The sequence below is a fragment of the Stenotrophomonas sp. TWI587 genome, from assembly GCF_039674145.1.
GTDB classification, from domain to species: Bacteria; Pseudomonadota; Gammaproteobacteria; order Xanthomonadales; family Xanthomonadaceae; genus Stenotrophomonas; species Stenotrophomonas maltophilia_AY.
Genome location: NZ_JBDJMW010000003.1, coordinates 417,374 through 441,773 on the forward strand (window position 1 = coordinate 417,374; position 24,400 = coordinate 441,773).

The following is a 24,400-nucleotide window of genomic DNA, read 5'->3' on the forward strand; positions in this document are numbered from 1 at the left end:
GGGAATACGCCTAAGCAGACCGCTGATGTGGCCCATGGCTCCGGCGAATTCAATCGGGTCAATCAATACACTGATGGGCGTGGCGTGCATGTAGATCTTAAGCGAGATGGAACGCAGGGACGCTTCACTGACTGGAATCCCCAAAAATGAAAATCATCTTCGGGGGAGCGTGGGTTCTGATGCTGGTGGCATGCAGCCCTGCTCCCTCCGACGTACTGGCCGTGCCGAAGCAAGCGCCTGATGAAGCTGTCCCCTTGATAGCAAGCATTGACGCCAGTAGTGGCTCCCTTGCGGGCCTGCGTACTGGAATGACCAAAGACCAACTTTTCGCAACCGGGCATCCCATCATTGAACGCTCGATTATGCAGGAAGGAGAAGAATACATGGTCATGGACGTCTCGCTACCCGACGGCTTGGTTGTCGAATGCTGGTTTGACGGCGGCAGGATAGAACGGCTGCGGACTATCGCGGAGGGATTTGAAGATGAGAAGGGACTTGGCGTCGGCTCCACGCTGGCTGCTCTGAAAACTGCCTACCCGGACGGTCGTCTAGTCACGGGAAATGAAGATGGCAGGCACTATGCCAACTTCGTCAACCGCTCAAAAGTAGTCTTCGAGATGGACATGGCTGCACTTCCGCAAGCGTGCTTCCATGACGAAAGCTCGGTGGGATGCGACGCGCCCCCGGACTTGCGTGTGCATGGCGTTGTCGTGCATTCCGGTCCAAGCTCGTAGAGCAGGCTCTAAGCAGGTAGGGTCGCCAAGTGGCGGGCAGTTTGTGTGCCAAGGTGATTAGGGCGTCGGAAACGTAGCTGCGATGGCGTATCGTGGCACGAGGCCCGAATGGAGACTTGAAACAGTGATTTCGGTCGTTAGCCATCAGAAAAAATTGGCGCTGCTCGCGTTTCCCAGCTAACCAATGGATGGACTAAACATTGAGCCTGAGTGTATCCATTGCCCTTTAAGCTCAATGAACGTTCGCGGCTAGTGAGAGCGAGAAGGCTGTAGTAGGTCCAGTTCCCGCTTCGCCAACATCCAGCCAACGTCGTACTCCATCTGATATTCCCACTCGCGCAAATCATCTGACGTGGAGCTCAGAAGTTGCAATGTCTCATTTGCGTTGTCGGGGCCACGCACTCGAGATAGAAGTAAACGTGCTCCACGAGGGCGCAATTTTTTTGCTCCAGGCGGGCAAGGGCTTCAACCTCCTTCTTGGTTGGCATGCCGTTCGCGCCTAGCAATTTTGCAATTCACTCCAATCCTCAAGTGTCACGGAAAGGCGCCATACCCAGTAAAGGTCAGCAATATTGAGTGGCCTTCGCGAAGCTGAGGCCGGTATGCCAATCATGGACCTCTACCGCAGCACGGCTTCAGCGAGGCTTCGTAATACCTTTGGCGTGGCAAGTTTGGCGGCATCAGCATGCCCGGCGCCAAGCGCCTCGATGACCTGGAGGCGGAGAACGCCCGACTGAAGAAGCTGCTGGCTGAGCAGGTCTTCCAGCGGGAATCCGTAGTAGTTCACGGATCCGGATGGGAGACAGAGTCTGCCGCGTTCGGTTCATGAACGCGATCACGGACTGCCGCACGTTCTAAGGTCGGACAGCGGTCCTGAGTTCCTTGGCGAAGTGTTACCAAGTGAGCCAAGCTCTCTGGCGTAGCGCTGCGATACATCTAACCTGTAGAGCCCAGCCAGAACGCCTTCATCGAACCCTGCAATCGCACCTTCCAAGAGGAGGTACTGGATCAACACCTGCGCACGTCTCGGCGACGTGTGCGAGGCAGCGCATTGAGTGGCTGCTGGACTACAACGAGATCCTCCCGCATGACTCACTCAGTGGCATGAGTCCCGTCGGGTACCGTGCCGCTCACGCCAGAGGCTCTACTTTAGAGGTGTCTTCTTGACGGGAGAGCTTACGCTGGGACGTTCATCAGCGATTCGTATTGGATATCGGCAGTGAAGGACTTCTGTCCGTCGCCCGTCCTTATCCAGTGGACATCGAAAAGCATCGCTATATAGAAGCGATGATCCAAACGGCGAAGATGAGTGGGGATCAGGCGCAAGAGGTGATTTATGAGGCTCTTCGTATTTGTTCGGTCTGACGCACGTGAAGTCATGTTTACTATCGAGAGAAACGGTGATGGCGCGAATCGAGAGGATTGAAGTTGATGTGGCGGCGGCCCGCTCGAGCTTGGAAAGGATGTTGCTTGGTTCCTATCTTGATTCATTCAACGTCAGCAGCCTTCAGGTAATTTTGAGGTTAATTAACACCAGGGCGTGTCCTGGTAAATCGCTGTACGTGGATCTGAGCTTCTCCTGTGCAGCCACTCTTCGTGATGGCCGCACCTTTTCCAGTAATCCCGGGAATGCTGATTTCTTTGTGGGGAGAGAGGGATTTCTTCCTGAGGTCTATGGAAAGATCGGCGTTGAAATCTCCGGTGTTGACCTCGATTCCGATGGTCGACTTGTTCTTTCTATGGGGGACTCAGTCATTGAGTTGGTTGCTACGGACGAGGATATGGATCTTGAGGAGTCTGTCTGGCAAGTCGCGATGGAGAATCCGACCGGTTCTGGCCTATCTTTAGGTGGCTCTGTTTCCTGTGTTTCAACGGGCAATGCTGTCATATTCATGTTCGGCATTGAACCGTAGTCATCATTGTCCGCAGCCAGCCGTAGGGCCAGTCTGGCCTGCATCCTTTCCCTGCATGCGGGTGGCCGAGATCAGTTTCTGGGGTTCAGATGGCTTGGTTCTCACTGCGTAGGTCGTAAGTTCGATTTCTATTTCCGGCACCAGGTACAGCAAAAAGCCCCGGCCTTGGTCGGGGCTTTTTGTGTGAATCGCCCCGCCAGATGAGTCCGCCAAAAAATGTTTGTTCGCGCGGAGTAGTGGTTGAGCTGAAGCTGTGCCATGAGGTCATGGGGTGTGAAACGCGTTCGTGTTCTCCACCATATTCAAGTGCATCTTCCGCGATCAATCGCTTTTGAAAAGCACCCATAAAAAAACCACCCGCAAGCGGGTGGTTTTTATGTCTCGCCCTGCGCCGTCGATCAGTTGACGGTGGTGCTCGGCGTGGCGGCCTTCTGGGTCAGCAGGCGGTTGATGTCCTGCAGTTCGGCGATATCCAGCGTGCCGACCGCCTGGCCCAGCTGCAGACGGTTCTGCAGGAAGGTGTAGCGGGCGTTGGCGTAGTCCAGCTGCGCGGAGAACAGGATGCGCTGGTTCTGGATCACGTCCAGCACGGTACGGGTACCGACTTCCAGGCCGACCTGTGAAGCGTCATAGGCGCTCTGTGCCGACACGACGGCGAGGCGACGCGCTTCCACTTCGCTGATGCCGGCCACCAGGGTCTGGTAGGCATTGCGCGTGTTGCGGTCCAGGGCGCGCTTCTGCTGCTCGTAGCCGTCCTGTGCGATGTCGCGCTGGGCCAGCGCCTGGCGCACGCCGGACTGGGTGGCGCCGCCGGAGAAGATCGGCACATTCAAGGTCAGGCCGACGCTGTTGGTGCGGCGGTCCGGGCTGAAGCTGTCAGCGCCGACCACATCGCCCCAGCTGGCCGACTTGCCGGCGGTGGCACCGAGCGACAGAGTCGGGTAGTGCGCGCCGCGGGCGGCGGAGACGCCGGATTCGGCGGCGTTGACCTTCAGTTCCTGCGCCTTCAGTGCCGGGTTCTGTGCAACGGCTTCGGCCACCAGGGTATCGATGGTGGCGTACTTGGCCGGCAGCTCCGGACGGAAATCGGCCGGCAGGGCGCGCAGGTCGTTGACCGGCTGGCCGGTGAGCTCGGTCAGCGCCTGGTAGGCGTCGGCCAGCGTGTTCTGCGCGATGATCGTGTTGGCACGGGCCTGGTCGTACTGGGCGCGGGCTTCGTGCACGTCGGTGATCGGGGCCAGGCCCACTTCCAGGCGCTTGTCGGCGAAGTCGAACTGCTTCTTGGCAGCGGCTTCGTTGGTCTGCGCGGCCGACAGCGATTCAATGCCCACCAGCACGTTGAAGTACGCCGCCGAGGTGCGCACGATCAGGTCGTCGTTGGCCGAATCCAGGGTGAAGTCCGCCGCCTTGCTCAGCTCGCGCTGCGAACGCAGGTTGGCGAACTGGGTGAAGTTGAAGACCGTCTGGCTGCCGTTGATCGTGTAGTTCCGGCTCTTGGTGGTGAACGAGCTGGAGGTCAGATCATGGTTCGGGTTGGTGCGGCTGCGGTTGAGCGAGGCCTCGCCGTTGAGCTGCGGCAGCAATGCTGCGCGCGCCTGCACGGCGCCTTCCTTGTCATACAGGCGGGTCGACTCGGCAGCCGAGAGCTGCGGATCGCCATTGCGCGCCATTTCGTAGACCTGCAGCAGGTCGGCAGCAGAGGCGGTCATCGGCAGCAGGGCGGCGGCCAGCGCAAGGGCGAGGGATCGGCGGATCATTGCGGCTTCCTTGGACTCAGAGTTGGAACTGGGGTGCCGGGGCGGCACCGCGCAGGTAATCGATATCGGTTTCGAACAGCGATTCAGTGGTGCCGTCCGCCTTGACCAGCACCGCTTCCATGACCGGCGAACGGCCACGGATCACGAACAGTCGACCGCCGGGACGCAGCCACTGGGCGAAACGTGACGGGATGACATCCACCGCGCCGGTGACGCAGATCGCATCGAAACGGCGCTCGGTGTCCCAGGTCAGGGCGTCGGCGGTTTCGATGCGGACGTTGTTGCCCAGGCCGGCCGCGTCCAGACGCGCGCGCGCGGTCGTGGCCAGCTCGGCGTCGATTTCCAGGCTCAGCACTTCGCGGGCCAGCTCGCCCATGCAGGCGCTCAGGTAGCCGCTGCCGGTGCCGATTTCCAGCACTTCATCGCCCGGCTGCAGATCCAGCGCCTGCAGGGTGCGGCCTTCGATGACCGGCTTCATCATCTTCTGGCCATTGCCCAGCGGCAGCTCGATATCGGTGTAGGCCAGGGCCCGGTGCGATTCAGCGACGAACGCCTCCCGCGGCAAGCGTGCCAGTACATCGAGCACGCGGATTTCCAGCACATCCCAGGGGCGGATCTGCTGTTCGACCATCAGTTCGCGGGCGTGGGAGTAATCGATCGTCATGAGGTTCTATATCCAGCGCAGTGGGCCGGCCATTTTACCGGTGCCGGGAGCCGGCGGCGCGCTGAGAGCATCGCTGCCGTCGCGCCGGGGTCGCAGTGCCGGAAGTCACCGCGACCTCCGGTCCATTCAGTTTAGTCCCGCCGGGCATACGCCCGCAGGAAAAAGTCGACGCTGGCGCTCACATGGGCGTCGGCATCGCACTCAGCCGGGGCCGGCCGCAACCCGCACATCATATGCGTATGCAGCTCGCCCTTGATCAAGGTCAGGAACTGGATCGCAGCGGTCGGGAAATCGGTGATCTCCAGCTCGCCGCGGGCCGTGCGGGCGCGCAGAAATTCGCCCAGCGCGTCGGTGGTCCGCTGCGGGCCGGCCAGCCAGAACATCTCGCGGATCCGGTCATCGGTATCCGGGGACATCATCACCCGCTGCACGGCGACCGCCGCATCGGAGGTGATCAGGCTGAAAAAGGCGTGGCCAATGCCCATCAGCTGGTCACGCAGCGGGCCTTCGATGTCGGTGACGAACAGCTCGTCCGGCAGCATCTCGACGCACTTGGATTGCACAGCTTCGGTGAACAGGGTTTCTTTGTCGCCGAAATGGCTGTAAACGGTCAGCTTCGAGACGCCTGCCTGGGCAGCGATGCTGTCCATGCTCACACCGTTGTAGCCCTGGTCGACGAACAGCGATTTGGCGGCTTCCAGAATGGCCGCGCGCTTGCCCAGATCCTTCGGGCGCCCTGGTCCGGCGGCCTTGGCGGGCGGCTTGGAGGGCGATGTAGAGGGGGTAGCATCAGTCATCCAAACAATACTAGACCAATCGGTTCGATATTTATACTATACCGGCTGGTTCAATATTGAAGCGGCTGGAACAGTGTGTCTCCAGCGGCTTTTCCCGGGTTACTTCAGGTCCAGGACCTCATGAAAAACATGCGATGGATGGGTGGTGGGTTGCTGGCGATCGCGCTGGCAGCATGTGGCAAGCAGGACGCCGAGCCGGTTGCGCCGATTCCGGTGCTGGTGGTCCACGCCGGCACCGTGGCTGGCCAGGAAGTGGCTGCCTATCCCGGTGAGATCCGGGCCCGCGAGGAGAGCCCGCTGTCGTTCCGCGTCGGGGGCAACCTGATAAAGCGTCATGTCGATGCCGGCCAGCGTGTGCGCAAGGGCCAGCTGCTGGCCGAGCTGGACGCCGCCGACTACGCCTCCCAGGCCAGTGCGTCGCAAGCGCAGCTGGCTGCCGCCGAAGCCGACCTGGTCCGCGCCCGGGATGACCAGAAGCGCTACGCCACCTTGGCCGAGCAGCAGCTGGTCAGCCAATCCGCGCTGGACAGCCAGACCGCTGCCTTCAAGGCCGCACAGGGCCAGGCCAATGCCGCCCGCGCCAATCTGGCCGTGGCCCGCAACCAGGCCGAGTATGCGCAGCTGCGTGCGCCGGCCGATGGCGTGATCGCCAGCCGCCAGGCCGAAGCCGGGCAGGTGGTCAGCGCCGGGCAGACCGTGTTCACCCTGGCCGCGGATGGCGGCCGCGAAGTCGTGATCGCGCTGCCGGAAAGCAACATCCGCGATTACCAGGTGGGCCAGCCGGTGCAGGTGGAACTGTGGAACCGTCCGGGCCAGCTGCTGGCCGGCACGATCCGTGAGATCGCCCCGGCCGCCGATGCCCAGGGGCGTACCTATGCCACCCGCGTCAGCCTGGCACCGGAAGCCTTGACCGAGGTCGAGCTGGGCCAGAGCGCGCGCGTGTTCGCCGCGGCCGGTCGCCAGGGCACGCTGCAGTTGCCGCTGGCGGCAGTGCAGCGCGGGGCCGATGGGCGCAGCAGTGTGTGGGTGGTCGATCCGGCCAAGCACACGTTGAAGGCCACGCCGGTGACGGTCGGCGCGTACGGCGTTGAATCCGTTCCGGTGCTGAGCGGGGTGAACGCGAACGACTGGGTGGTGGCCGCCGGCGGCCATCTGCTGCGCGAGGGCCAGCCGGTGACGGCAGTGGACCGCCAGAACCGCCCGGTGCTGGCACCGGCAGCCAAGCCTGCCGCCGCCGCCGCGCCTGCCACCGGCAAGGGAAGCTGATCCCGTGCGCCGCTTCAACCTCTCCGAATGGGCGCTGGGCAACCGGCCACTGGTGCTGTTTGCGATGCTCGCCTTCGCGATCATCGGCGCGTGGTCGTACAAGCACCTGGGCCAGTCCGAGGATCCACCGTTCACCTTCAAGGTGATGGTGGTGCGCACGAACTGGCCCGGCGCGACCGCCGAACAGGTCTCACGCCAGGTCACCGAGCCGATCGAGAAGGCACTGCTGAACACCGGGCAGTACGAGTTCATCCGCTCCTACTCGCGCCCGGGCGAATCGCAGGTGATCTTCGTGGCGCGCGACAGCCTGCGCTCCAAGGCGATTCCCGACCTGTGGTACCAGGTGCGCAAGCGTGTGGGCGACATCAAGCCGACCCTGCCGCGCGAAATCGTCGGCCCGTTCTTCAACGATGAGTTCGGCGATACCTTCGGCAACATCTACGCGTTGACCGGGCAGGGCTTCGACTACGCAGTGATGCGCGACTACGCCGACCGCATCCAGCTGGAACTGCAGCGCGTGCCGGATGTGGGCAAGATCGAGCTGGAAGGCCTGCAGGACGAGAAGGTCTGGATCGAGCTGTCCAACACCAAGCTGGCCACGCTGGGCGTGTCGCTGCAGCAGGTGCAGCAGGCATTGGCCGACCAGAATGCCATTGCCGCAACCAGCTTCTTCGAAACCCCGACCGACCGGGTGCAGCTGCGCGTCACCGGCCAGTTCAAGAGCGTGGAGGACATCCGCAGCTTCCCGATCCAGGCTGGCGACCGCACCGTGCACCTGGGCGACATCGCCGAGATCAAGCGCGGTTTTGCCGATCCGGCGTCGCCGAAGATGCGCTTCATGGGCGAAGACGCCATCGGCATTGCGGTGGCGATGAAAGACGGCGGCGACATCCTCAAGCTCGGCAGTACGCTGGACGCCGAGTTCGAACGCCTGCAGAAGACGCTGCCGGCCGGCATGCAGCTGCGCAAGGTCTCCGATCAGCCGCATGCGGTGGAGGAGTCCGTCGGCGAGTTCGTGCAGGTGCTGACCGAAGCGGTGGTGATCGTGCTGTTGGTGAGCTTCTTCTCGCTCGGCCTGCGCACCGGCCTGGTGGTGGGCGTGACCATTCCGCTGGTGCTGGCGATGACATTCTTCGTCATGCATTACTTTGGCATCGGCCTGCACAAGATTTCTCTCGGCGCGCTGGTGCTGGCGCTGGGCCTGCTGGTGGACGATGCGATCATCGCGGTGGAGATGATGGCCACCAAGATGGAGCAGGGCTACGACCGTCTGCGCGCGGCCAGCTTTGCGTGGGAGTCGACCGCCTTCCCGATGCTGACCGGTACGCTGATCACCGCGGCCGGCTTCCTGCCGATCGCTACGGCTGCCTCCAGCACGGGCGAATACACCCGCTCGTTGTTCCAGGTGGTGACCATCGCGCTGGTGGTGTCGTGGATCGCCGCGGTGCTGTTCATTCCGTACCTGGGCGACAAGATGTTGCCGGACCTGTTCAATCCGCAGCCGCCCAAGCCGGACAGCCTGGCGGGGCGCTGGCATGCCCGTCGCCTTCGGTGGGCCGACCGCCATCCCGCGTTCGCGCGCTGGATCGCGCCGAAGGTGCATGCGCACGACCATGATCCGTACCAGCGTCCGTTCTACGTGCGCTTCCGCCGTTTCCTGGATGTCTGCCTGCGCCATCGCTGGTGGGTGATCGCCGCCACGGCCGCGCTGTTCGTGTTCTCGCTGCTGATCTTCCGCTTCGTGCCGCAGCAGTTCTTCCCGGATTCGACCCGCCCGGAACTGATGGTGGACATCGAACTGGCCGAGGGTGCCTCGTTGCAGGCCACCCAGGCGCAGGCGACCAAGCTGGAAAAGCTGCTCAAGGACCGCGAAGGCATCAGTAATTACGTGGCCTACGTGGGCACCGGCTCGCCGCGCTTCTACCTGCCGTTGGACCAGCAGCTGCCGGCCACCAACTTCTCGCAGTTCGTGGTGCTGACCGAGAATGCCACCGCACGTGAGGCGACCCGCGACTGGCTGCTCAAGGATGTGATTCCGCAGTTCCCGGACGTGCAGATGCGCGTGACCCGTCTGGAGAACGGCCCGCCGGTCGGCTACCCGGTGCAGATGCGCATCTCCGGCGAGCATATCGAGCAGGTGCAGGCCATCGCACGGCAAGTGGAAGCCAAGGTGCGCGCAAACCCGCACGTGATGAACGTCAACCTGGATTGGAGCGAGCCGAGCAAAGTGGTCCGGCTGGTGATCGACCAGGACCGTGCACGCGCACTGGGTGTGAGCAGCGCGCAGGTGAGCCAGCTGCTGGGCACCTCGTTGTCGGGCATGAGCGTGAGCACCTACCGGGAGGGCAACCGCCTGATCGAGATGCTGCTGCGTGGCCCGGACAACGAACGTGTGCGGCTGGACATGCTGGGCAGCCTGGCCATTCCGACCGCCAGCGGCACCTCGGTGACGCTGTCGCAGGTGGCACGCCTGGAGTACGTGTTCGAGGACGGCATCATCTGGCACCGCAACCGCCTGCCGACGTTGACCGTGCGCGCCGATATTGCCGACGCGAAGCAGCCGCTGGACGTCGTGCAGCAGATCCTGCCGACGCTGGAGGGCATCCGTGCCGAACTGCCGTCCGGCTACCTGCTGGAAACCGGCGGTACGGTGGAGGATTCCACCCGTGGCCAGGATTCGATCAAGGCCGGCATGCCGCTGTTCCTGATCGTGGTGGCGACCTTGCTGATGCTGCAGCTGCGCAGCTTCTCGCGTGCGGCGATGGTGCTGGTCACCGCACCGCTGGGCATCATCGGCGCGACCCTGTTCCTGCTGCTGTTCCGCGCGCCGTTCGGCTTCGTGGCGCTGCTGGGGACGATCGCGCTGGCCGGCATGATCATGCGCAACTCGGTGATCCTGATCGACCAGATCCAGCAGGACATCGACGCCGGGCATGACCGCTGGCACGCGATCATCGATGCCACCGTGCGCCGCTTCCGCCCGATCGTGCTGACCGCGCTGGCGGCGGTGCTGGCGATGATCCCGCTGTCCCGCAGTGCGTTCTACAGCTCGATGGCGATCTCGATCATGGGCGGCCTGATCGTCGGTACCGTGCTGACCCTGGTGTTCCTGCCGGCGCTGTATGCCGCGTGGTTCCGGGTGAAGCCGGATGAGGCGAAGACCAGCGAAGGCTGAGGGACGATGAAGCCGGCCGATGGCCGGCTTCATGCTTTCAGTGCGACGCGAATCCCTGTCGTCTTTGCGGTGCCAGCAAGCGCACAATGCACACCGGATTTCTTCGGTCGCGCATGATGTCTTCACGTTCCTTTTCTCGGTTCGCCACTGCGGCGGCGATCGTTCTGCTGATGTCTTCCGCGTTGCCAGCGCAGGCAAACCCCGCTGCCAGTTTCCAGCGCGATCTCGTCGAGCTGCTGGAGTGCCGTGCCTCACCGGCAACGATGCAGGCGGTGACGACCGCGTTGCGTGGCGCACGGTATGGCACGCCGCAGGAACGACCGGCCCATCTGCTGGGCTGGAGCTTCACGCCCAGCGGTGACGAGGAGCACGCGACGACCTTCATCGACATGCCGGTGACGTTGACGGCACACGGCATCACAACGCACCGCCTGGTGGCGGATGACATGGGCTTCTCGATTCCCATCGATGCCGGGCAGCGTGCGCGCATCGTCACCGGGAACGGGCTACGGATGCGGTCGAGCAGCCTGCGTGAGCCGTTCCAGGTATGGTCACCACCAGAGGCATCCCGCGATGCGTCATCGCCGGGCGCCATCGTGGTGAGCAGCGACGGTGAGGGCTATCGGGTGGGATGTGATTATCCCGGTCCGATGCAGGACGCGCGTGTTCCACCGCGATGGCGCGAGACGGCCACGGCAAGTGATTTTGGCGCCGCGCTCGAATGTCGGGCTGACGACGCTGCCATGCAGCGCATCGCCAATCTGTGGGAGCGTGTGTCGGAACTGTCGCCGCTGGCATGGCCGGACAATGTCCGCGCGGTGGCCGAGCGTGAGTACCGTGCTGATGGCCAGGAGATGCCCGTCATGGTCATCACCCTGGAGCAGCCGGTGGCGTTGAAGGGCTTGGCTGCGACGTCGATCGTCCTCGCGTATGGCGGCTATCTCGCAGCCGACATGGGCGATGCGCCGCTGAAGGCGGTGCTCGACGCCACTGGCCTTGGCGCGGCGGATCGTCAGGCGGAAGGGTATTGGATGCGCGAAGCTTCCCGGGAGGCGTCCTCCGGATACACGCGCGTGCAGGCATCCAGCGTGATATCCACCGACGGCGGCGCCCTGCTGGCCGGGTGCATGACGAGCGAGGTCCGCTCGGCGGACTGACCGCTGCGGCGGGAAATGCTGCAGGGTGCAGCGGATGAACACCGCTGCGCCGCTTCACCCATCTGTCCTTAGTAAACGCCCTGCGCCAGCATTGCATCGGCGACTTTCACGAAGCCGGCGATGTTGGCGCCATCGACGTAGTTCACGCTGCCGTCGGCACGCTTGCCGTGGCGCACGCAGTTGGCGTGGATGTCTTTCATGATCCCGTGCAGCCGCTCGTCGACATCGGCGTGGTGCCACGACAGCCGCTGCGCGTTCTGGCTCATCTCCAGGCCCGAGGTGGCCACGCCGCCGGCATTGCTGGCCTTGCCCGGTGCGTACAGGGTGCCGGCCTCGAGGAAGACCTCCACCGCCTCCAGCGTGGACGGCATGTTGGCGCCTTCGGCCACGCACAGCACCCCGTTGTCGACCAGGGCGCGGGCATCGTCTTCGTCCAGCTCGTTCTGGGTCGCGCAGGGCAGGGCGATCTCGGCCGGGATATGCCAGGGGCGCTTGCCGTCCAGGTACTCGAAGCGTGTGTCATCGGCCAGTTCGGACAGGCAGCCGCGGCGCTCGTTGCGCAGTTCCACCACCTCCTGCAGCGCCGCGTCATCGAAGCCATCACGGGCGTACAGCGTGCCGCCGGAATCGGAGAGCGTGAGCACTTTCGCGCCCAGCTCGATGGCCTTGATCGCCGCATGCTGGGCGACGTTGCCAGCGCCGGAAATCAGCACCTTCGCGCCATCGGTATCGCGGCGGGCATGGTGCAGCATCTGCTCGACGAAGTAGACCGTACCGAAGCCGGTCGCCTCCGGGCGCATCAGGCTGCCACCGTAGGACAGGCCTTTGCCGGTGAACACACAGGAGGCGTCGTTGGTGATCTTCTTCATCATGCCGGTCATGTAGCCGACCTCGCGTGCGCCCACGCCGATGTCACCGGCCGGCACATCGGTATCGGCACCAAGGTGACGATGGAGTTCCAGCATCAGTGCTTGGCAGAAGCGCATCACTTCGGTATCGCTGCGGCCTTTGGGATTGAAATCCGAGCCGCCCTTGCCGCCGCCCATCGGCAGGGTCGTCAGCGCGTTCTTCAGCGTCTGCTCGAACGCGAGGAACTTCAATATCGACTGATTGACCGATGGATGAAAGCGCATGCCGCCTTTGAACGGGCCGATCGCCGAACTGTGCTGCACGCGCCAGCCGCGATTCACATGGGTCTTGCCGGCGTCATCGGCCCAGGCCACGCGGAACTGGATCACCCGCTCCGGCTCCACCAGCCGCTCCAGCAGGCCTTGTTCCAGGTAGCGGGGGTTGCGCTCCAGGAACGGCCACAGGCTCTGGATCACTTCTTTGACGGCCTGCAGGAATTCCGGCTGATGCGGATCGCGCTGGGCCACGTGGTTGAGAAAGTCGGCAGAGGAACGATGGTTCAAGGGCTTTCCTTGTTGGGGGCCAGCCGCTGGCAGCGACGTGACCGACGGGACAGGGAGGCCGTGCGGGATGTGGAAACACGAACGCGGCCCTCAGGCCGCGTCCTTGCGATCATTGCAGCTTGGCAAGGACCGCGTCGGTCGCTGCGGCGGTACTCACAGCCAAACCCTTGGCGGCGAGATCGGCGGTGAACACGCCGTCATCCAGCACGGCATACACCGCTGCCTCGACCGTAGCAGCCTCTTCGTCCAGCCCCAGTGAATGCCGCAGCAGCATCGCCGCGCTGAAGATCGTGGCATACGGATTGGCAATGCCCTTGCCAGCGATGTCCGGCGCCGAGCCGTGGATCGGTTCGTAGATGCCGACCGCGCCGGGTTCACCCAGCGATGCCGAGGGCAGCAGGCCGAGCGAGCCGGCCAGCATCGAGGCTTCGTCGGTGAGGATGTCGCCGAACATGTTCTCGGTGACGATCACGTCGTACTCGCGCGGTTTGGCCAGCAGATGCATGGCCATCGAATCGACCAGCTGGTGCTCCAGCGCGATCTCCGGGAATTCCTCCCGGCCGATCCGTGCAGCGACATCACGCCACAGGCGCGAGGTCTCCAGCACGTTGGCCTTGTCCACCGAGGTGACCTTGCCGCGGCGGGTCTGTGCCAGCCGGAACGCGGTGCGCATGACGCGCTCGATCTCGCCCACGCTGTAGCTGCACAGGTCGCTGGCGGTATCGGCAGTGCGGGTCTTCTCACCGAAGTAGATGCCGCCGGTCAGCTCACGCACGACCACGAAGTCCACGCCCTCCAGCAGCTCTGCCTTGATCGGCGAGGCGCCGAGCGCAGCGGCATGCGTGCGCACCGGGCGCAGGTTGGCGTACAGCCCCAGCGCCTTGCGGATCGCCAGCAGGCCCTGCTCCGGGCGGACCTTGGCATTCGGGTCGGACCACTTCGGCCCGCCGACCGCACCGAGCAGGATGGCGTCTGCCTTGCGGCAGGCGTCCAGCGTGGCGGCCGGCAGCGGCTCGCCGTGGCGATCGATGGCGATGCCACCGATGTCGTGTTCCTGGAACCCGAAGGTGTGCCCGAAACGGGTGGCGACGGCCTCCAGCACCGCCACGGCGGCAGCGGCGACTTCCGGACCGATGCCGTCACCCGGCAATACGACAATCTCAGCGTGCATGTTCACTCTCGTAACGTTCAATATCAGGGGTACGGCCCAACAGATACCCCAATTGGTCCACGCCTTCCAGCAGACAGGTCTGTGAGAAGCCGTCCAGCGGGAAGGCATACACGCGCCCATCTGGGGTGCGCAGTTCGCGCGCGGCCACATCGATGGTCAATGCGTCATCCGGGCGCTGCATCAGCGTCTGCACATCGGCTTCGTCCAGCACGATCGGCAGCAGGCCGTTCTTCAGCGAGTTGCCGCGGAAGATATCGGCGATCTCGCTGCTGACGATGGCGCGCAGACCCAGGTCGGTCAGGGCCCACGGCGCATGCTCACGCGAGGAGCCGCAGCCGAAGTTGCGGCCGGCCAGCAGGATGCTGCGGCCAGCGTTATGCGGCTGGTTGAAGGCGAACGCCGGGTTCGGCACGCCCTCGCTCTGCCAGCGCCAATCATTGAACGCGTGCTTGCCCAGGCCGACGCGCTCGGTGGTGGACAGAAAGCGCGCCGGAATGATCTGGTCGGTGTCGATGTTGGTCTCGCGCAGCACCACGCTGGTCGAGGTCAGGGTACGGAAGCCGCTCATCAGGCCACCTCCAGCGTGGCATACAGTTCGCGTGGGTCGGCTACGCGGCCGTTCACCGCGGCCCAGGCGGCCGTCATCGGCGAGGCCAGCAGGGTGCGTGAACCGGGGCCTTGGCGGCCTTCGAAATTGCGGTTGCTGGTGCTGACCGCCAGTTGTCCCGGCGCGACCAGATCGCCGTTCATGGCGATGCACATCGAGCAGCCCGGCTCGCGCCATTCGGCACCGGCCGCGCGCACCACCACATCGATGCCTTCGGCTTCGGCCTGGCGCTTGACGATTTCCGAGCCAGGCACCACCAGCATGCGCACGCGGTCAGCGACACGGCGGCCCTGCAGGACCTGCGCCACCTCGCGCATGTCGCTCAGGCGGCCGTTGGTGCAGGAACCGACGAACACCACATCCACCGGGGTGCCGGCCAGGGTCTGCCCGGCGTGGAAGTGCATGTAGTCCAGCCCCTTCTGCGCGGCCGCGTCGTTGGCCGCCGGGATCGGCTGGTCCACCGCGATGGCGGTGCCGGGGTGCGTGCCCCAGGTCAGGGTCGGCCGGATGTCGGCGGCCTCGATGTGGACCTCGACATCGAAGCGCGCACCTTCATCGCTGCGCAGCTGCGACCACGCGGCCACGGCGGCATCGAAGTCGGCGCCCTTGGGGCCACGCGGGGTGGCGGCCACCCAGTCGAAGGTGATCTGGTCGGGGGCGACCATGCCGGCACGTGCCCCGGCTTCGATGGACATGTTGCACAACGTCATGCGCTGTTCCATGTCCATCGCTTCGATCGCGCTGCCACGGAACTCCAGCACATGGCCGGTACCGCCGTTGACGCCGATCACACCGATGATGTGCAGCACCACGTCCTTGGCGCCGACACCCTGGGCCAGCGCGCCATCGACGGTGATCGCCATCGTCCTGGCTTTACGCTGCAGCAGGCACTGCGTCGCCAGCACATGGCCGACCTCGCTGGTGCCGATACCGAAGGCCAGCGCGCCAAATGCACCATGCGTCGAGGTGTGGCTGTCGCCACAGACGATGGTCATACCCGGCTGGGTGAAGCCCTGTTCGGGGGCGATCACGTGCACGATGCCGCGGCTGGCCGACTGCAGGTCGAACAGCTCGATGCCATGCGCGGCACAGTTGTCGGCCAGCATCGCTACCTGGGCTTCGGAGGCGGCGCTGGCATAGGGCAGCTTGCCGTCGGCGCCGGCCGGCAGGGTGGGGGTGGAGTGATCCATCGTGGCCTTGGTCCGGTCCGGCCGGCGCGGGGAGAGGCCGCGCTCGCGCAGTTCGGTGAAGGCCTGCGGCGAGGTCACTTCGTGGATCAGGTGCAGGTCGATGTACAGCACGGCGGGCGCGCTGTCGGTCTCGGGAACGACGACGTGGGCATCCCACAGTTTGTCGTACAGGGTGCGGGGAGCTGGGGTCATGGACTGGCCTTGCTGCGGTTCGGGGTACGTAGTGGGGGCTCAGGCCGCGGCGGTGGCCGCGGGTTGGTCGGCCGTCGCGTTGCGCTGGCGCAGCAGACGGTTGGCGACCTCCAGCCACGCCAGTGCGGAGGCTTCGATGATGTCGCGGCTGGTGCCGGTGCCTTCGTACTCCACACCCTCGTGGCGCACGCTCAGGTTGGCTTCGCCGCGCGCATCGGCGCCGATGCCCACACTGTGCACGTGGTAGCTGTCCAGCATCAACTGCACGCCGGTGGCGGCCGACAATGCGCCGAACAGTGCATCGACCGGACCATCGCCCTGCGCCGTCTCGGCAACGCGGTTGCCCTCCGGATCGGACAGCTCGACCAGCGCGTTGGCGCGGCTGCCCACATCGCTGATGGTCATCGAGGCCAGGCGATAGCCGTTCTGGGTGGCGCTGCCCTGCATCAGGGTCTGCAGGTCGGCGTCGGTGACCACGCGCTGCTGTTCGCACAGCGCCTTGAACTGTTCAAAGACGTGCTTCAGTTCCTCCTCGTACAGGAAGAAGCCCAGCGCACGCAGGCGTTGTTCGACCGCGGCGCGGCCACTGTGGCGGCCCAGCACCATCTGCGAGGATTCCCAGCCCACGTCTTCCGGGCGCATGATTTCGTAGGTGCCGCGGTGGCGCAGCATGCCGTGCTGGTGGATGCCCGACTCGTGGGCGAAGGCGTTGGCGCCGACGATCGCCTTGTTGCGCTGGACCGGCATGCCGACCAGGCGCTGCAGCAGCTGCGAGGTGGCCACGATGCGCGGGGTGTTGATGCGCGTGTCTTCGTCGTAGAAGGCGTTGCGGACCTTCAGCACCATCGCGATTTCTTCCAGCGAGCAGTTGCCCGCGCGCTCGCCGATACCGTTGACGGTGCACTCGACCTGGCGCGCGCCGCCTTCGATGGCAGCCAGCGAGTTGGCCACGGCCAGGCCCAGATCGTTGTGACAGTGCGCGCTGAAGATGATGCGGTCGCTGTCCGGCACGCCGGCGATCACGCGCTGGAACATGCCGCGGATCTCTTCCGGCGTGGTGAAGCCCACGGTGTCGGGCAGGTTGATGGTGGTCGCGCCGGCAGCCACGGCCACGCGGGCGACCTCGATCAGGAAGTCTTCCTCGGTACGCGTGGCATCTTCAGCGGAGAACTCCACATCACCCACGTAGCTGCGGGCCAGGCTGACGTGCTTGTGCACCGACTCCAGTACCTGCTCGCGGGTCATGCGCAGCTTGTGCTCGCGGTGCAGCGGGCTGGTCGACAGGAACACATGCAGGCGCGGGTTCGCCGCTGTCTCCAGCGCCTTGGCCGAGGTTTCGATATCCGCGGCCAGACAGCGCGACAGCACGGCCAGGGTCGGGCGTCGCACTTCGCGGGCGATCATCGCCATCGCTTCGCGGTCGGACTGGGAGCTGGCCGGGAAGCCGGTTTCCATGACATCCACGCCCAGTTCGTCCAGTGCGCGGGCCATCACCAGCTTCTGCTGCGGGCTCATGCTGCAGCCGGGCGATTGCTCGCCGTCGCGCAGGGTGGTGTCGAAAATTCTGATTCGGGGGGAGTTGGGCATGGTCACCAGGAGGTCTCCTCGACGGCAAGGTCGGATGGGATGGCAGAGGTAGGATTCGAAGCGGAAATCGGGGATGTCGCGAGCACGGTTGGTAGGGGCGGGCGTGTTCGCTCGCTGGCGCGGCGGCGCGGTTTGCGCGGGGGGCGGGGACGGATGTCGGCCAGCAGCTGGGCCAATACCAGCGCATCGATGTTGCCACCGGAGACCACCGCGCACTTGCGCTTGCCGGCGACGCGGCGACCGGCGGCCAGTGCCAGCGCGCCGGCACCTTCGGCGATGACGTGCTCTTCCAGCGCCAGCCGCACCAGCGTCTCGCGCAGCTCGGCTTCACGCACGATCACCACATCGTCCAGCAGTGCACTGCACAGCTTGCGGGTCAGGAAACCGGGAATCTTCACCTTGACGCCGTCGGCCAGGGTGGCGACCGGGGCGATCTCACGCACGTCGCCGCGGATGGCGCGGGCCATCGAATCGACGCCCTCCACCTGTGCACCGACGATGCGCACGCCCTGCGATTTCAGCGCCAGCGCAACGCCGGAGGCCAGGCCACCACCACCGATCGGCACGATCACCACGTCCGGCGCATGCGGGGCCAGCTCAATGCCCAAGGTGCCTTGGCCGGCGATCACGTCCGGGTCGTCGAAGGCGGACAGGAAGCGGTAGCCGTGCTGGTCGGCCAGGGCACGGGCGAAGGCGTAGGCCTCGTCGTAGCTCTCGCCGTGCTGGCGTACGGTGGCGCCCCAGTGGGCGACCCCGGCGATCTTGGTGGCCGGTGCACCGTGCGGCATCACCGTGATCGCCGGAATGTTCAAGCGGTAGGCGGCCCAGGCCACGCCCTGGGCGTGGTTGCCGGCCGATGCACAGATGACCGGGCGGTCGTCGCCGCGCTCACGCCCGGCCAGCAGGGCGTTCAATGCACCGCGCACCTTGTAGGAGCCGGTGCGCTGGAGGTTCTCCAGCTTCAGCCACACGCCGAAACGCTCGGCGTAATGCAGCGGCGTGGGCGGCAGGAAGCGGCGCAGCCGCGCCTGCGCGGCCAGCACATCGGCGACGCTTACGTCGCCTACGTCCGGTTCCTGCGGGGTACGGCTAGCCGGCATCACGCACCCGGCCATGGTGATCGTTCCGGAGCGACGCGCGCTGCCACGGCGCACGGTGCGACGTACGACCGAGAAGACACCTCCGTACCGGCACCGATGCAACGGTGCGGGCGTTCATGCGGATACTCCAGTACCGGGCTCCAGTGCGCTGATGCGCACCGACACACAGTCGTAGATCTTCTCGATCTGGCGGCGCAGGGTTTCCGGCGGGCGGGTGGAATCGACCACCAGCTGCAGGTGCCAGCGACCATCGTCGGCGGCATTGGGCGCACCGGCGATCGCGCGCGGTGCGAAGCCGCGGCGTTCGGCCATGCCGATCACGCGCAGCAGCGCGCCTTCGGCCGGGGTCAGCACCAGGTCAAGCCGGTATTGCATTGGGGAACTCCTGGGACTGATGAGCGGGGTTGCTTTCCAGCATCGTGCTGTTGGCATTGTTGGGCGGCACCAGCGGCCACACGTTGGCACGCGCATCGATGGCCACATGCAGCAGGGCCGGGCCAGGCTGGGCCAGCATCGCGGCCAAACCACCTTCAACATCGTCACGCGCTTCGATGCGCGTGGCCGGAATGCCGAACACCTGCGCCAGCGCGGCGAAGTCCGGGTTGTCCGACAGATCGATCTCGCTGTAGCGCTCGGCAAAGAACAGCTCCTGCCACTGGCGGACCATGCCCAGCGAGCTGTTGTCCAGCAGCACGATCTTCACCGGCAGGCGGCAGCGGGCGATGGTGACCAGCTCCTGCACGTTCATCATGAAACTGCCATCGCCGGAGACCAGCACCACGGTGCGATCCGGGCAGGCGAACTGTGCACCCATCGCCGCGGGCAGGCCGAAGCCCATGGTGCCCAGCGCGCCGCTGGTCAGGTGGTTGCGCGGGTGGGTGAAGCGGCAATGCTGGGCGACCCACATCTGATGCTGGCCGACATCGCAGGCGATGATCGCGTCGCTCGGCGCCAGCTCGCTCAGGCGCTTCAGCAGCGCCGGGGCGTAGATGTGCTTGCCCGGTGCGTCGTAGCGCGGGGCGAAGCGTTCACGGTGGCCCTGACAGCGCTTGGCCCAGGCCTCCTGCGTGGCTGGCGCGGTGGCCGCAGCGGTCAGTGCGCGCAGCGCCGTACCGACGTTGCCCGGCACCGCGATGTCGGCGGTGCGCAGCTTGGAGATTTCGTACGCATCGGCATCGATATGCACGACACGCGCGAATGGGGCGAACTCGTTCAACTTGCCGGTGGCCCGGTCATCGAAACGTGCGCCGACCACGATCAGCAGATCGCTTTCCTGCACGGCCATGTTGGCTGCGCGGGTGCCGTGCATGCCCAGCATGCCCAGGTAGTGCGGGTGCTGCGGCGGCAGTGCGCCCAGCCCGCGCAGGGTCAGCACGGTTGGAATACGGGTCGCCTCGACGAAGGCACGGAAGTCCTCCACCGCATCGCCCAGCGCCACGCCACCCCCGGCATAGATCACCGGCTTCTCGGCCCCGGCGATGGCGGCGATGGTCTGCGCGATGGCGTCGTCATTCGGCGCCGGCGGTGCGACCACCGTGGACGGCACGTGGTCGGGCAGGTGCGACGCATCGGCCACCTGCACGTCCTTGGGCAGATCGATCAGCACCGGCCCCGGGCGACCCTCGCGGGCGATACGGAACGCATCGGCGACCACCTGCGGCAGGTCATCGACCGAGCGCACCAGCCAGCTGTGCTTGACGATCGGCAGGGTCAGCCCGAACACGTCCAGTTCCTGGAACGCGTCGGTGCCCAGCAGCGGGGTGGCGACCTGACCGGTGATGCAGACCATCGGCACCGAATCCAGCATCGCATCGGCGATGCCGGTGACCAGGTTGGACGCGCCCGGGCCGGAGGTGGCGACGCAGACGCCGACCCGGCCGCTGGCACGGGCGAAGCCGTTGGCGGCCAGGGCCGCGCCCTGCTCATGGCGGACCAGGATGTGCTTCAGCCCGGAATCCACCAGGGCGTCATAGAACGGCATGATGGTGCCGCCCGGATAGCCGAACAGCGTATGCACGCCCTCGGCTTCCAGGGCCTGCGTCAACCAGCGTGCGCCGTTGCGGGGCGCGGTGCTGTGTGCGGAGGTATTCATGCGGTGACCTTTACGAAAGCGGGTGGGGGAGCCGCGCGTTTTACGCGGCTTGACTTTGCAACCAGACCATCTTGGCGCGCAGTTCTTTGCCTACCTTCTCGATCGGGTGCTCCAGGTCGGCCTGCTTGAACTTGTTGTAGTTCGGCAGGCCCGCTTCGTACTCGGCCACCCAGTTCTTGGTGAAGGTGCCGTTCTGGATATCGGTCAACACGTCCTTCATGCGCGCCTTGGTGCCAGCATCGATCACACGCGGGCCGCTGACGTAGTCGCCGTACTGCGCGGTTTCGGAGATGAATTCCAGCATGCGGGTGATGCCACCTTCGTAGAACAGGTCCACGATCAGCTTCAGTTCGTGCAGTACTTCGTAGTAGGCGATTTCCGGCTGGTAGCCGGCTTCGACCAGGGTTTCGAAACCGGCCTGCACCAGTGCCGAAGCGCCACCGCACAGCACGGCCTGCTCGCCGAACAGATCGGTTTCGGTTTCTTCCTTGAAGGTGGTCTGGATCAGGTTGGCGCGCGCGCCGCCCAGGCCACCGGCGTAGGCCAGGGCGAACTCGGCGGCCTTGCCGCTCTTGTCCTGGTAGACCGCCCAGATGCACGGCACGCCGCGGCCGATCTCATACTCGCGACGGACCAGTGCACCCGGGCCCTTCGGCGCGACCAGCACCACGTCCAGATCCTCGCGCGGTTTGATCATGTCGAAATGCACGTTCAGACCGTGCGCGAACAGCAGCACCGCGCCCTGTTTCATGTTCGGCGCGAGCACGTCTTCGTAGAGCTTCTTCTGCACCATGTCCGGGGTCAGCACGGCGACCAGATCGGCATCCTTCACCGCCTCGGCCGGGGCTTTGACGGTGAAGCCGTCGGCCTGAGCCTTGACCTCGGTGGGACCGCCCGGGCGCAGCCCGACGACGACATCGAAACCGGATTCACGCAGATTCAGCGCGTGCGCGCGGCCCTGGCTGCCGTAGCCGACAACAGCGATCTTGATCTGGGGCAGGTCGTTGGTGCTCATGGGGGAGGTCCTTTGGAGGCAAGAAAAAAGAGGGCCGACGGTCAGCGACGCGTCGGCCCATCAGGGGAAGGGGTGGCGCCGGCCTGGCCGCGAGCACACGCGAACGCACCCGCCGTGGGGGCGGTGGGCATCGGCTGGCTCGAGGTGGGCTGGCGGGTCATGGTGGAAGGCAACTCGGCGGGGAGGATGGAAATCAAAGGGTTCTGAAACGAAAAAACCCGCACCTGGTCGGGTGCGGGTTTTGATGGATACCTGGCAGTCTTGCTTACACGCCGGTCCGTCCCGCACCTGTTGGTTGGGTAATAAGTACGAGTACGAGAAGCGAACGGATGGAGGCCGCGCCGTGGTCGGCGTGCTCGATGGATTCGCGGGTGGCTGTGCGCTGCAACATGAGATCGAGAAAACCACACGGGTTTCGGCGGTGTCAACCTTGGAAAGACAATTTCCATCGGTTTCGCCTGCATCCACCGCAACGCCCCGCCGTACAAGGATAGTTGCGGCTGAAAGCGTTCCGGTGAACCGGAATTCAGCATTTTGCCGGGCACGATTGCGCGGATTCGGGGCCGATTTGTGTGAGGTGCATGACCATAGTGGGATGTCCTCCGGCGGCATCTGCCGCCACCATCAGCTCGCTACCACCTCTCAGGAACCACCCCGTGTCCTCACGCCTTGCCCGCGGTCTGCTCGCCGCCGCCGTCCTGTGTACGCTGCCCGCCGCCGCCATCGCCGCTGACCGGATCACCGGCCACACCTTCGCCACCCGCTCGGAGGTGATCGCTCCGCATGCGATGGCCGCCACCTCCCAGCCGCTGGCGACCCAGATCGCCCTGGACGTGATGAAGTCCGGCGGCTCGGCCGTGGATGCCGCGATCGCGGCCAATGCCGCCCTCGGCTTGATGGAACCCACCGGCAACGGCGTCGGCGGTGATCTGTTCGCGATCGTGTGGGACCCCAAAACCGAGAAGCTGTATGGCTACAACGGCTCGGGCCGCTCGCCGAAGTCGCTGACCCTGGCCGAGTTCCAGCGCCGCGGCCTGAAGGAGATTCCGGCCACCGGCCCACTGCCCGTCTCGGTCCCCGGCGCGGTGGATGGCTGGTTCGCCCTGCATGACCGTTTCGGCCGCAAGCCGATGGCCGACAACCTCGCGCCTGCGATCCGCTACGCCCGCGAAGGCCACCCGGTCGCCGAGGTCATCGCCTACTACTGGGACCGCTCGGTGCCGCGACTGTCCAAGTACCCCGGTTTCACCGAGCAGTTCACGATCAACGGCCATGCCCCGCGCAAGGGCGAGGTGTGGAAGAACCCGAACCTGGCCCACACCCTGGAGCAGATCGCCCAGGGCGGCCGCGATGCCTTCTACAAAGGCGAGATCGCCCGCACCATCGGCACTTACTTCAAGGCCAACGGTGGCTACCTGAGCTATGACGACATGGCCAGCCATCACGGCGAGTGGGTGGAGCCGGTCAGCAGCAACTACCGCGGCTATGACGTGTGGGAGCTGCCGCCCAACAGCCAGGGCATTGCCGCGCTGCAGATCCTCAACGTGCTGGAAGGCTACGATTTCTCCAAGATCGCCTTCGGCTCGCCCGAGCATGTGCACCTGTTCGTGGAAGCCAAGAAGCTGGCCTTCGCCGACCGCGCGCGTTTCTACACCGATCCTGCCTTCCATCCGGCCCCGGTCGATAAGCTGATCTCCAAAGGCTACGCCGCCGAGCGCCGCACGCTGATCTCCATGGACAAGGCGCTGAGTGAAGTGCAGCCTGGCACGCCCAAGCAGCTGCAGGAAGGCGACACGATCTACCTGACCGTGGCCGATGCGGACGGCATGATGGTCTCGCTGATCCAGTCCAATTACCGCGGCATGGGCAGCGGCATGGCGCCTCCGGGCCTGGGCTTCATCCTGCAGGACCGCGGCGAGATGTTCGTGCTGCAAAAGGATCACCCGAATGGCTATGCGCCGGGCAAGCGTCCGTTCCAGACCATCATTCCCGGCTTCGTCACCAAGAACGGCAAGCCGTGGATGAGCTTCGGTGTGATGGGTGGCGCGATGCAGCCGCAGGGTCACGCGCAGATCGTGATGAACATGGTCGATTTCGGGATGAATCTGCAGGAAGCCGGCGATGCGCCGCGCATCCAGCATGAGGGCTCGACCGAGCCGACCGGGCAGGTGACGGCGATGAGCGATGGCGGCGAGGTGAATCTGGAAACCGGCTTCCCGTATGAGACGGTGCGCGCGCTGATGCGCAAGGGCCACCGGGTGGTGTTCGCGGATGGCCCGTATGGTGGGTATCAGGCGATCCTGCGGGATCCCGAGACCGGGGTGTATTACGGCGCGTCGGAAAGCCGCAAGGATGGGCAGGCGGCGGGGTACTGATTCCCCAGTGCTTCGTAGCGCCGACTGCTGGTTGGCGGAATCGCAGGGCAGAGCGTAGAGCAGGGCGTAAAGCAGGACGCTTTGGGGCTGCGGGTAGTGGGCCGGCCTGGGTGGGTCTGCGGGACCCGCCGCAAGTACGTCCATGTAGGCTCGTATGCCGCCATCCATGGCGGCATACGGTCCCGCCAACCCACCC

The 24,400-nt window shown here is 65.1% G+C and carries 19 protein-coding genes and 1 pseudogene; 8 read left to right on the top strand and 12 right to left on the bottom strand.

The window, feature by feature from the left end; genetic code table 11:
* The first annotated feature begins 146 nt into the window (after positions 1–146).
* The 4 genes and pseudogenes from ABE464_RS07500 (at position 147) to ABE464_RS07515 (ending at position 2,647) form a co-directional block, all read left to right on the top strand.
* Positions 147–734, top strand: a complete 588-nt coding sequence (locus ABE464_RS07500; protein ID WP_346471421.1) for a hypothetical protein — start codon at positions 147–149, stop codon at positions 732–734.
* A gap of 602 nt (positions 735–1,336) precedes the next feature.
* Positions 1,337–1,512: pseudogene (locus ABE464_RS07505) on the top strand (transposase); the annotation flags it as partial.
* 428 nt (positions 1,513–1,940) lie between these two features.
* Positions 1,941–2,099 carry a hypothetical protein gene (locus ABE464_RS07510; RefSeq protein WP_346471422.1) on the top strand — a complete coding sequence of 53 codons (159 nt, stop codon included), beginning with the start codon at positions 1,941–1,943 and terminating at the stop codon, positions 2,097–2,099.
* A gap of 38 nt (positions 2,100–2,137) precedes the next feature.
* Complete coding sequence (locus tag ABE464_RS07515) at positions 2,138–2,647, top strand: hypothetical protein (RefSeq protein ID WP_346471423.1); 510 nt, start codon at positions 2,138–2,140, stop codon at positions 2,645–2,647.
* Positions 2,648–3,045: 398 nt separating this feature from the next.
* Here ABE464_RS07515 and ABE464_RS07520 read toward each other — a convergent pair whose 3' ends face one another.
* From ABE464_RS07520 to ABE464_RS07530, 3 genes are all read right to left on the bottom strand, one after another.
* Positions 3,046–4,404 carry a TolC family outer membrane protein gene (locus ABE464_RS07520; RefSeq protein WP_346471424.1) on the bottom strand — a complete coding sequence of 453 codons (1,359 nt, stop codon included), beginning with the start codon at positions 4,402–4,404 and terminating at the stop codon, positions 3,046–3,048.
* Between the two features lie 16 nt (positions 4,405–4,420).
* Positions 4,421–5,068, bottom strand: coding sequence for a protein-L-isoaspartate O-methyltransferase (locus ABE464_RS07525; protein WP_123730249.1), 648 nt, complete (start codon positions 5,066–5,068; stop codon positions 4,421–4,423).
* Between the two features lie 131 nt (positions 5,069–5,199).
* Positions 5,200–5,865, bottom strand: coding sequence for a TetR/AcrR family transcriptional regulator (locus ABE464_RS07530; RefSeq protein WP_346471425.1), 666 nt, complete (start codon positions 5,863–5,865; stop codon positions 5,200–5,202).
* A gap of 120 nt (positions 5,866–5,985) precedes the next feature.
* Here ABE464_RS07530 and ABE464_RS07535 point away from each other — a divergent pair, with 120 nt between their 5' ends.
* The 3 genes from ABE464_RS07535 to ABE464_RS07545 all read left to right on the top strand — a co-directional run bounded on the left by ABE464_RS07535 (position 5,986) and on the right by ABE464_RS07545 (position 11,463).
* A complete protein-coding gene (locus ABE464_RS07535; protein ID WP_346471426.1) occupies positions 5,986–7,131 on the top strand; it encodes an efflux RND transporter periplasmic adaptor subunit in 1,146 nt (381 codons plus the stop codon).
* A gap of 4 nt (positions 7,132–7,135) precedes the next feature.
* Positions 7,136–10,306 carry an efflux RND transporter permease subunit gene (locus ABE464_RS07540; protein ID WP_346471427.1) on the top strand — a complete coding sequence of 1,057 codons (3,171 nt, stop codon included), beginning with the start codon at positions 7,136–7,138 and terminating at the stop codon, positions 10,304–10,306.
* 116 nt (positions 10,307–10,422) lie between these two features.
* On the top strand, positions 10,423–11,463 hold the full coding sequence (locus ABE464_RS07545; RefSeq protein WP_346471428.1) for a hypothetical protein: 1,041 nt from the start codon (positions 10,423–10,425) through the stop codon (positions 11,461–11,463).
* Positions 11,464–11,531: 68 nt separating this feature from the next.
* On the opposite strand, the gene gdhA is transcribed toward ABE464_RS07545, so the two are convergent.
* The 9 genes from gdhA to ilvC all read right to left on the bottom strand — a co-directional run bounded on the left by gdhA (position 11,532) and on the right by ilvC (position 21,829).
* Positions 11,532–12,875, bottom strand: a complete 1,344-nt coding sequence (gene gdhA, locus ABE464_RS07550; protein ID WP_346468617.1) for an NADP-specific glutamate dehydrogenase — start codon at positions 12,873–12,875, stop codon at positions 11,532–11,534.
* A gap of 109 nt (positions 12,876–12,984) precedes the next feature.
* Positions 12,985–14,046 (bottom strand): 3-isopropylmalate dehydrogenase, encoded by a 1,062-nt coding sequence (leuB, locus tag ABE464_RS07555; RefSeq protein ID WP_346471429.1) that lies wholly within the window; start codon positions 14,044–14,046, stop codon positions 12,985–12,987.
* Positions 14,036–14,614: a 3-isopropylmalate dehydratase small subunit gene (leuD, locus tag ABE464_RS07560; RefSeq protein WP_088432620.1), complete on the bottom strand. Its 579-nt coding sequence runs from the start codon at positions 14,612–14,614 to the stop codon at positions 14,036–14,038. Before leuD ends, leuB begins: the two co-directional genes overlap by 11 nt.
* Positions 14,614–16,035, bottom strand: a complete 1,422-nt coding sequence (gene leuC, locus ABE464_RS07565; RefSeq protein ID WP_346471430.1) for a 3-isopropylmalate dehydratase large subunit — start codon at positions 16,033–16,035, stop codon at positions 14,614–14,616. The genes leuD and leuC overlap by 1 nt, the downstream gene beginning before the upstream one ends.
* A 39-nt stretch (positions 16,036–16,074) precedes the next feature.
* Positions 16,075–17,622 carry a 2-isopropylmalate synthase gene (locus tag ABE464_RS07570; protein WP_259259205.1) on the bottom strand — a complete coding sequence of 516 codons (1,548 nt, stop codon included), beginning with the start codon at positions 17,620–17,622 and terminating at the stop codon, positions 16,075–16,077.
* A gap of 2 nt (positions 17,623–17,624) precedes the next feature.
* A complete protein-coding gene (locus ABE464_RS07575) occupies positions 17,625–18,722 on the bottom strand; it encodes a threonine dehydratase (RefSeq protein WP_259259206.1) in 1,098 nt (365 codons plus the stop codon).
* A gap of 114 nt (positions 18,723–18,836) precedes the next feature.
* Positions 18,837–19,097, bottom strand: coding sequence for an ACT domain-containing protein (locus ABE464_RS07580; protein WP_070473596.1), 261 nt, complete (start codon positions 19,095–19,097; stop codon positions 18,837–18,839).
* On the bottom strand, positions 19,081–20,814 hold the full coding sequence (gene ilvG, locus ABE464_RS07585) for an acetolactate synthase 2 catalytic subunit (RefSeq protein WP_070473594.1): 1,734 nt from the start codon (positions 20,812–20,814) through the stop codon (positions 19,081–19,083). Before ilvG ends, ABE464_RS07580 begins: the two co-directional genes overlap by 17 nt.
* 40 nt (positions 20,815–20,854) lie before the next feature.
* On the bottom strand, positions 20,855–21,829 hold the full coding sequence (gene ilvC, locus ABE464_RS07590) for a ketol-acid reductoisomerase (protein WP_070473592.1): 975 nt from the start codon (positions 21,827–21,829) through the stop codon (positions 20,855–20,857).
* Between the two features lie 656 nt (positions 21,830–22,485).
* Between ilvC and ggt the strand changes: the two genes are divergently transcribed.
* Positions 22,486–24,204, top strand: a complete 1,719-nt coding sequence (ggt, locus tag ABE464_RS07595; RefSeq protein ID WP_346471431.1) for a gamma-glutamyltransferase — start codon at positions 22,486–22,488, stop codon at positions 24,202–24,204.
* The last annotated feature ends 196 nt before the right edge of the window (positions 24,205–24,400 follow it).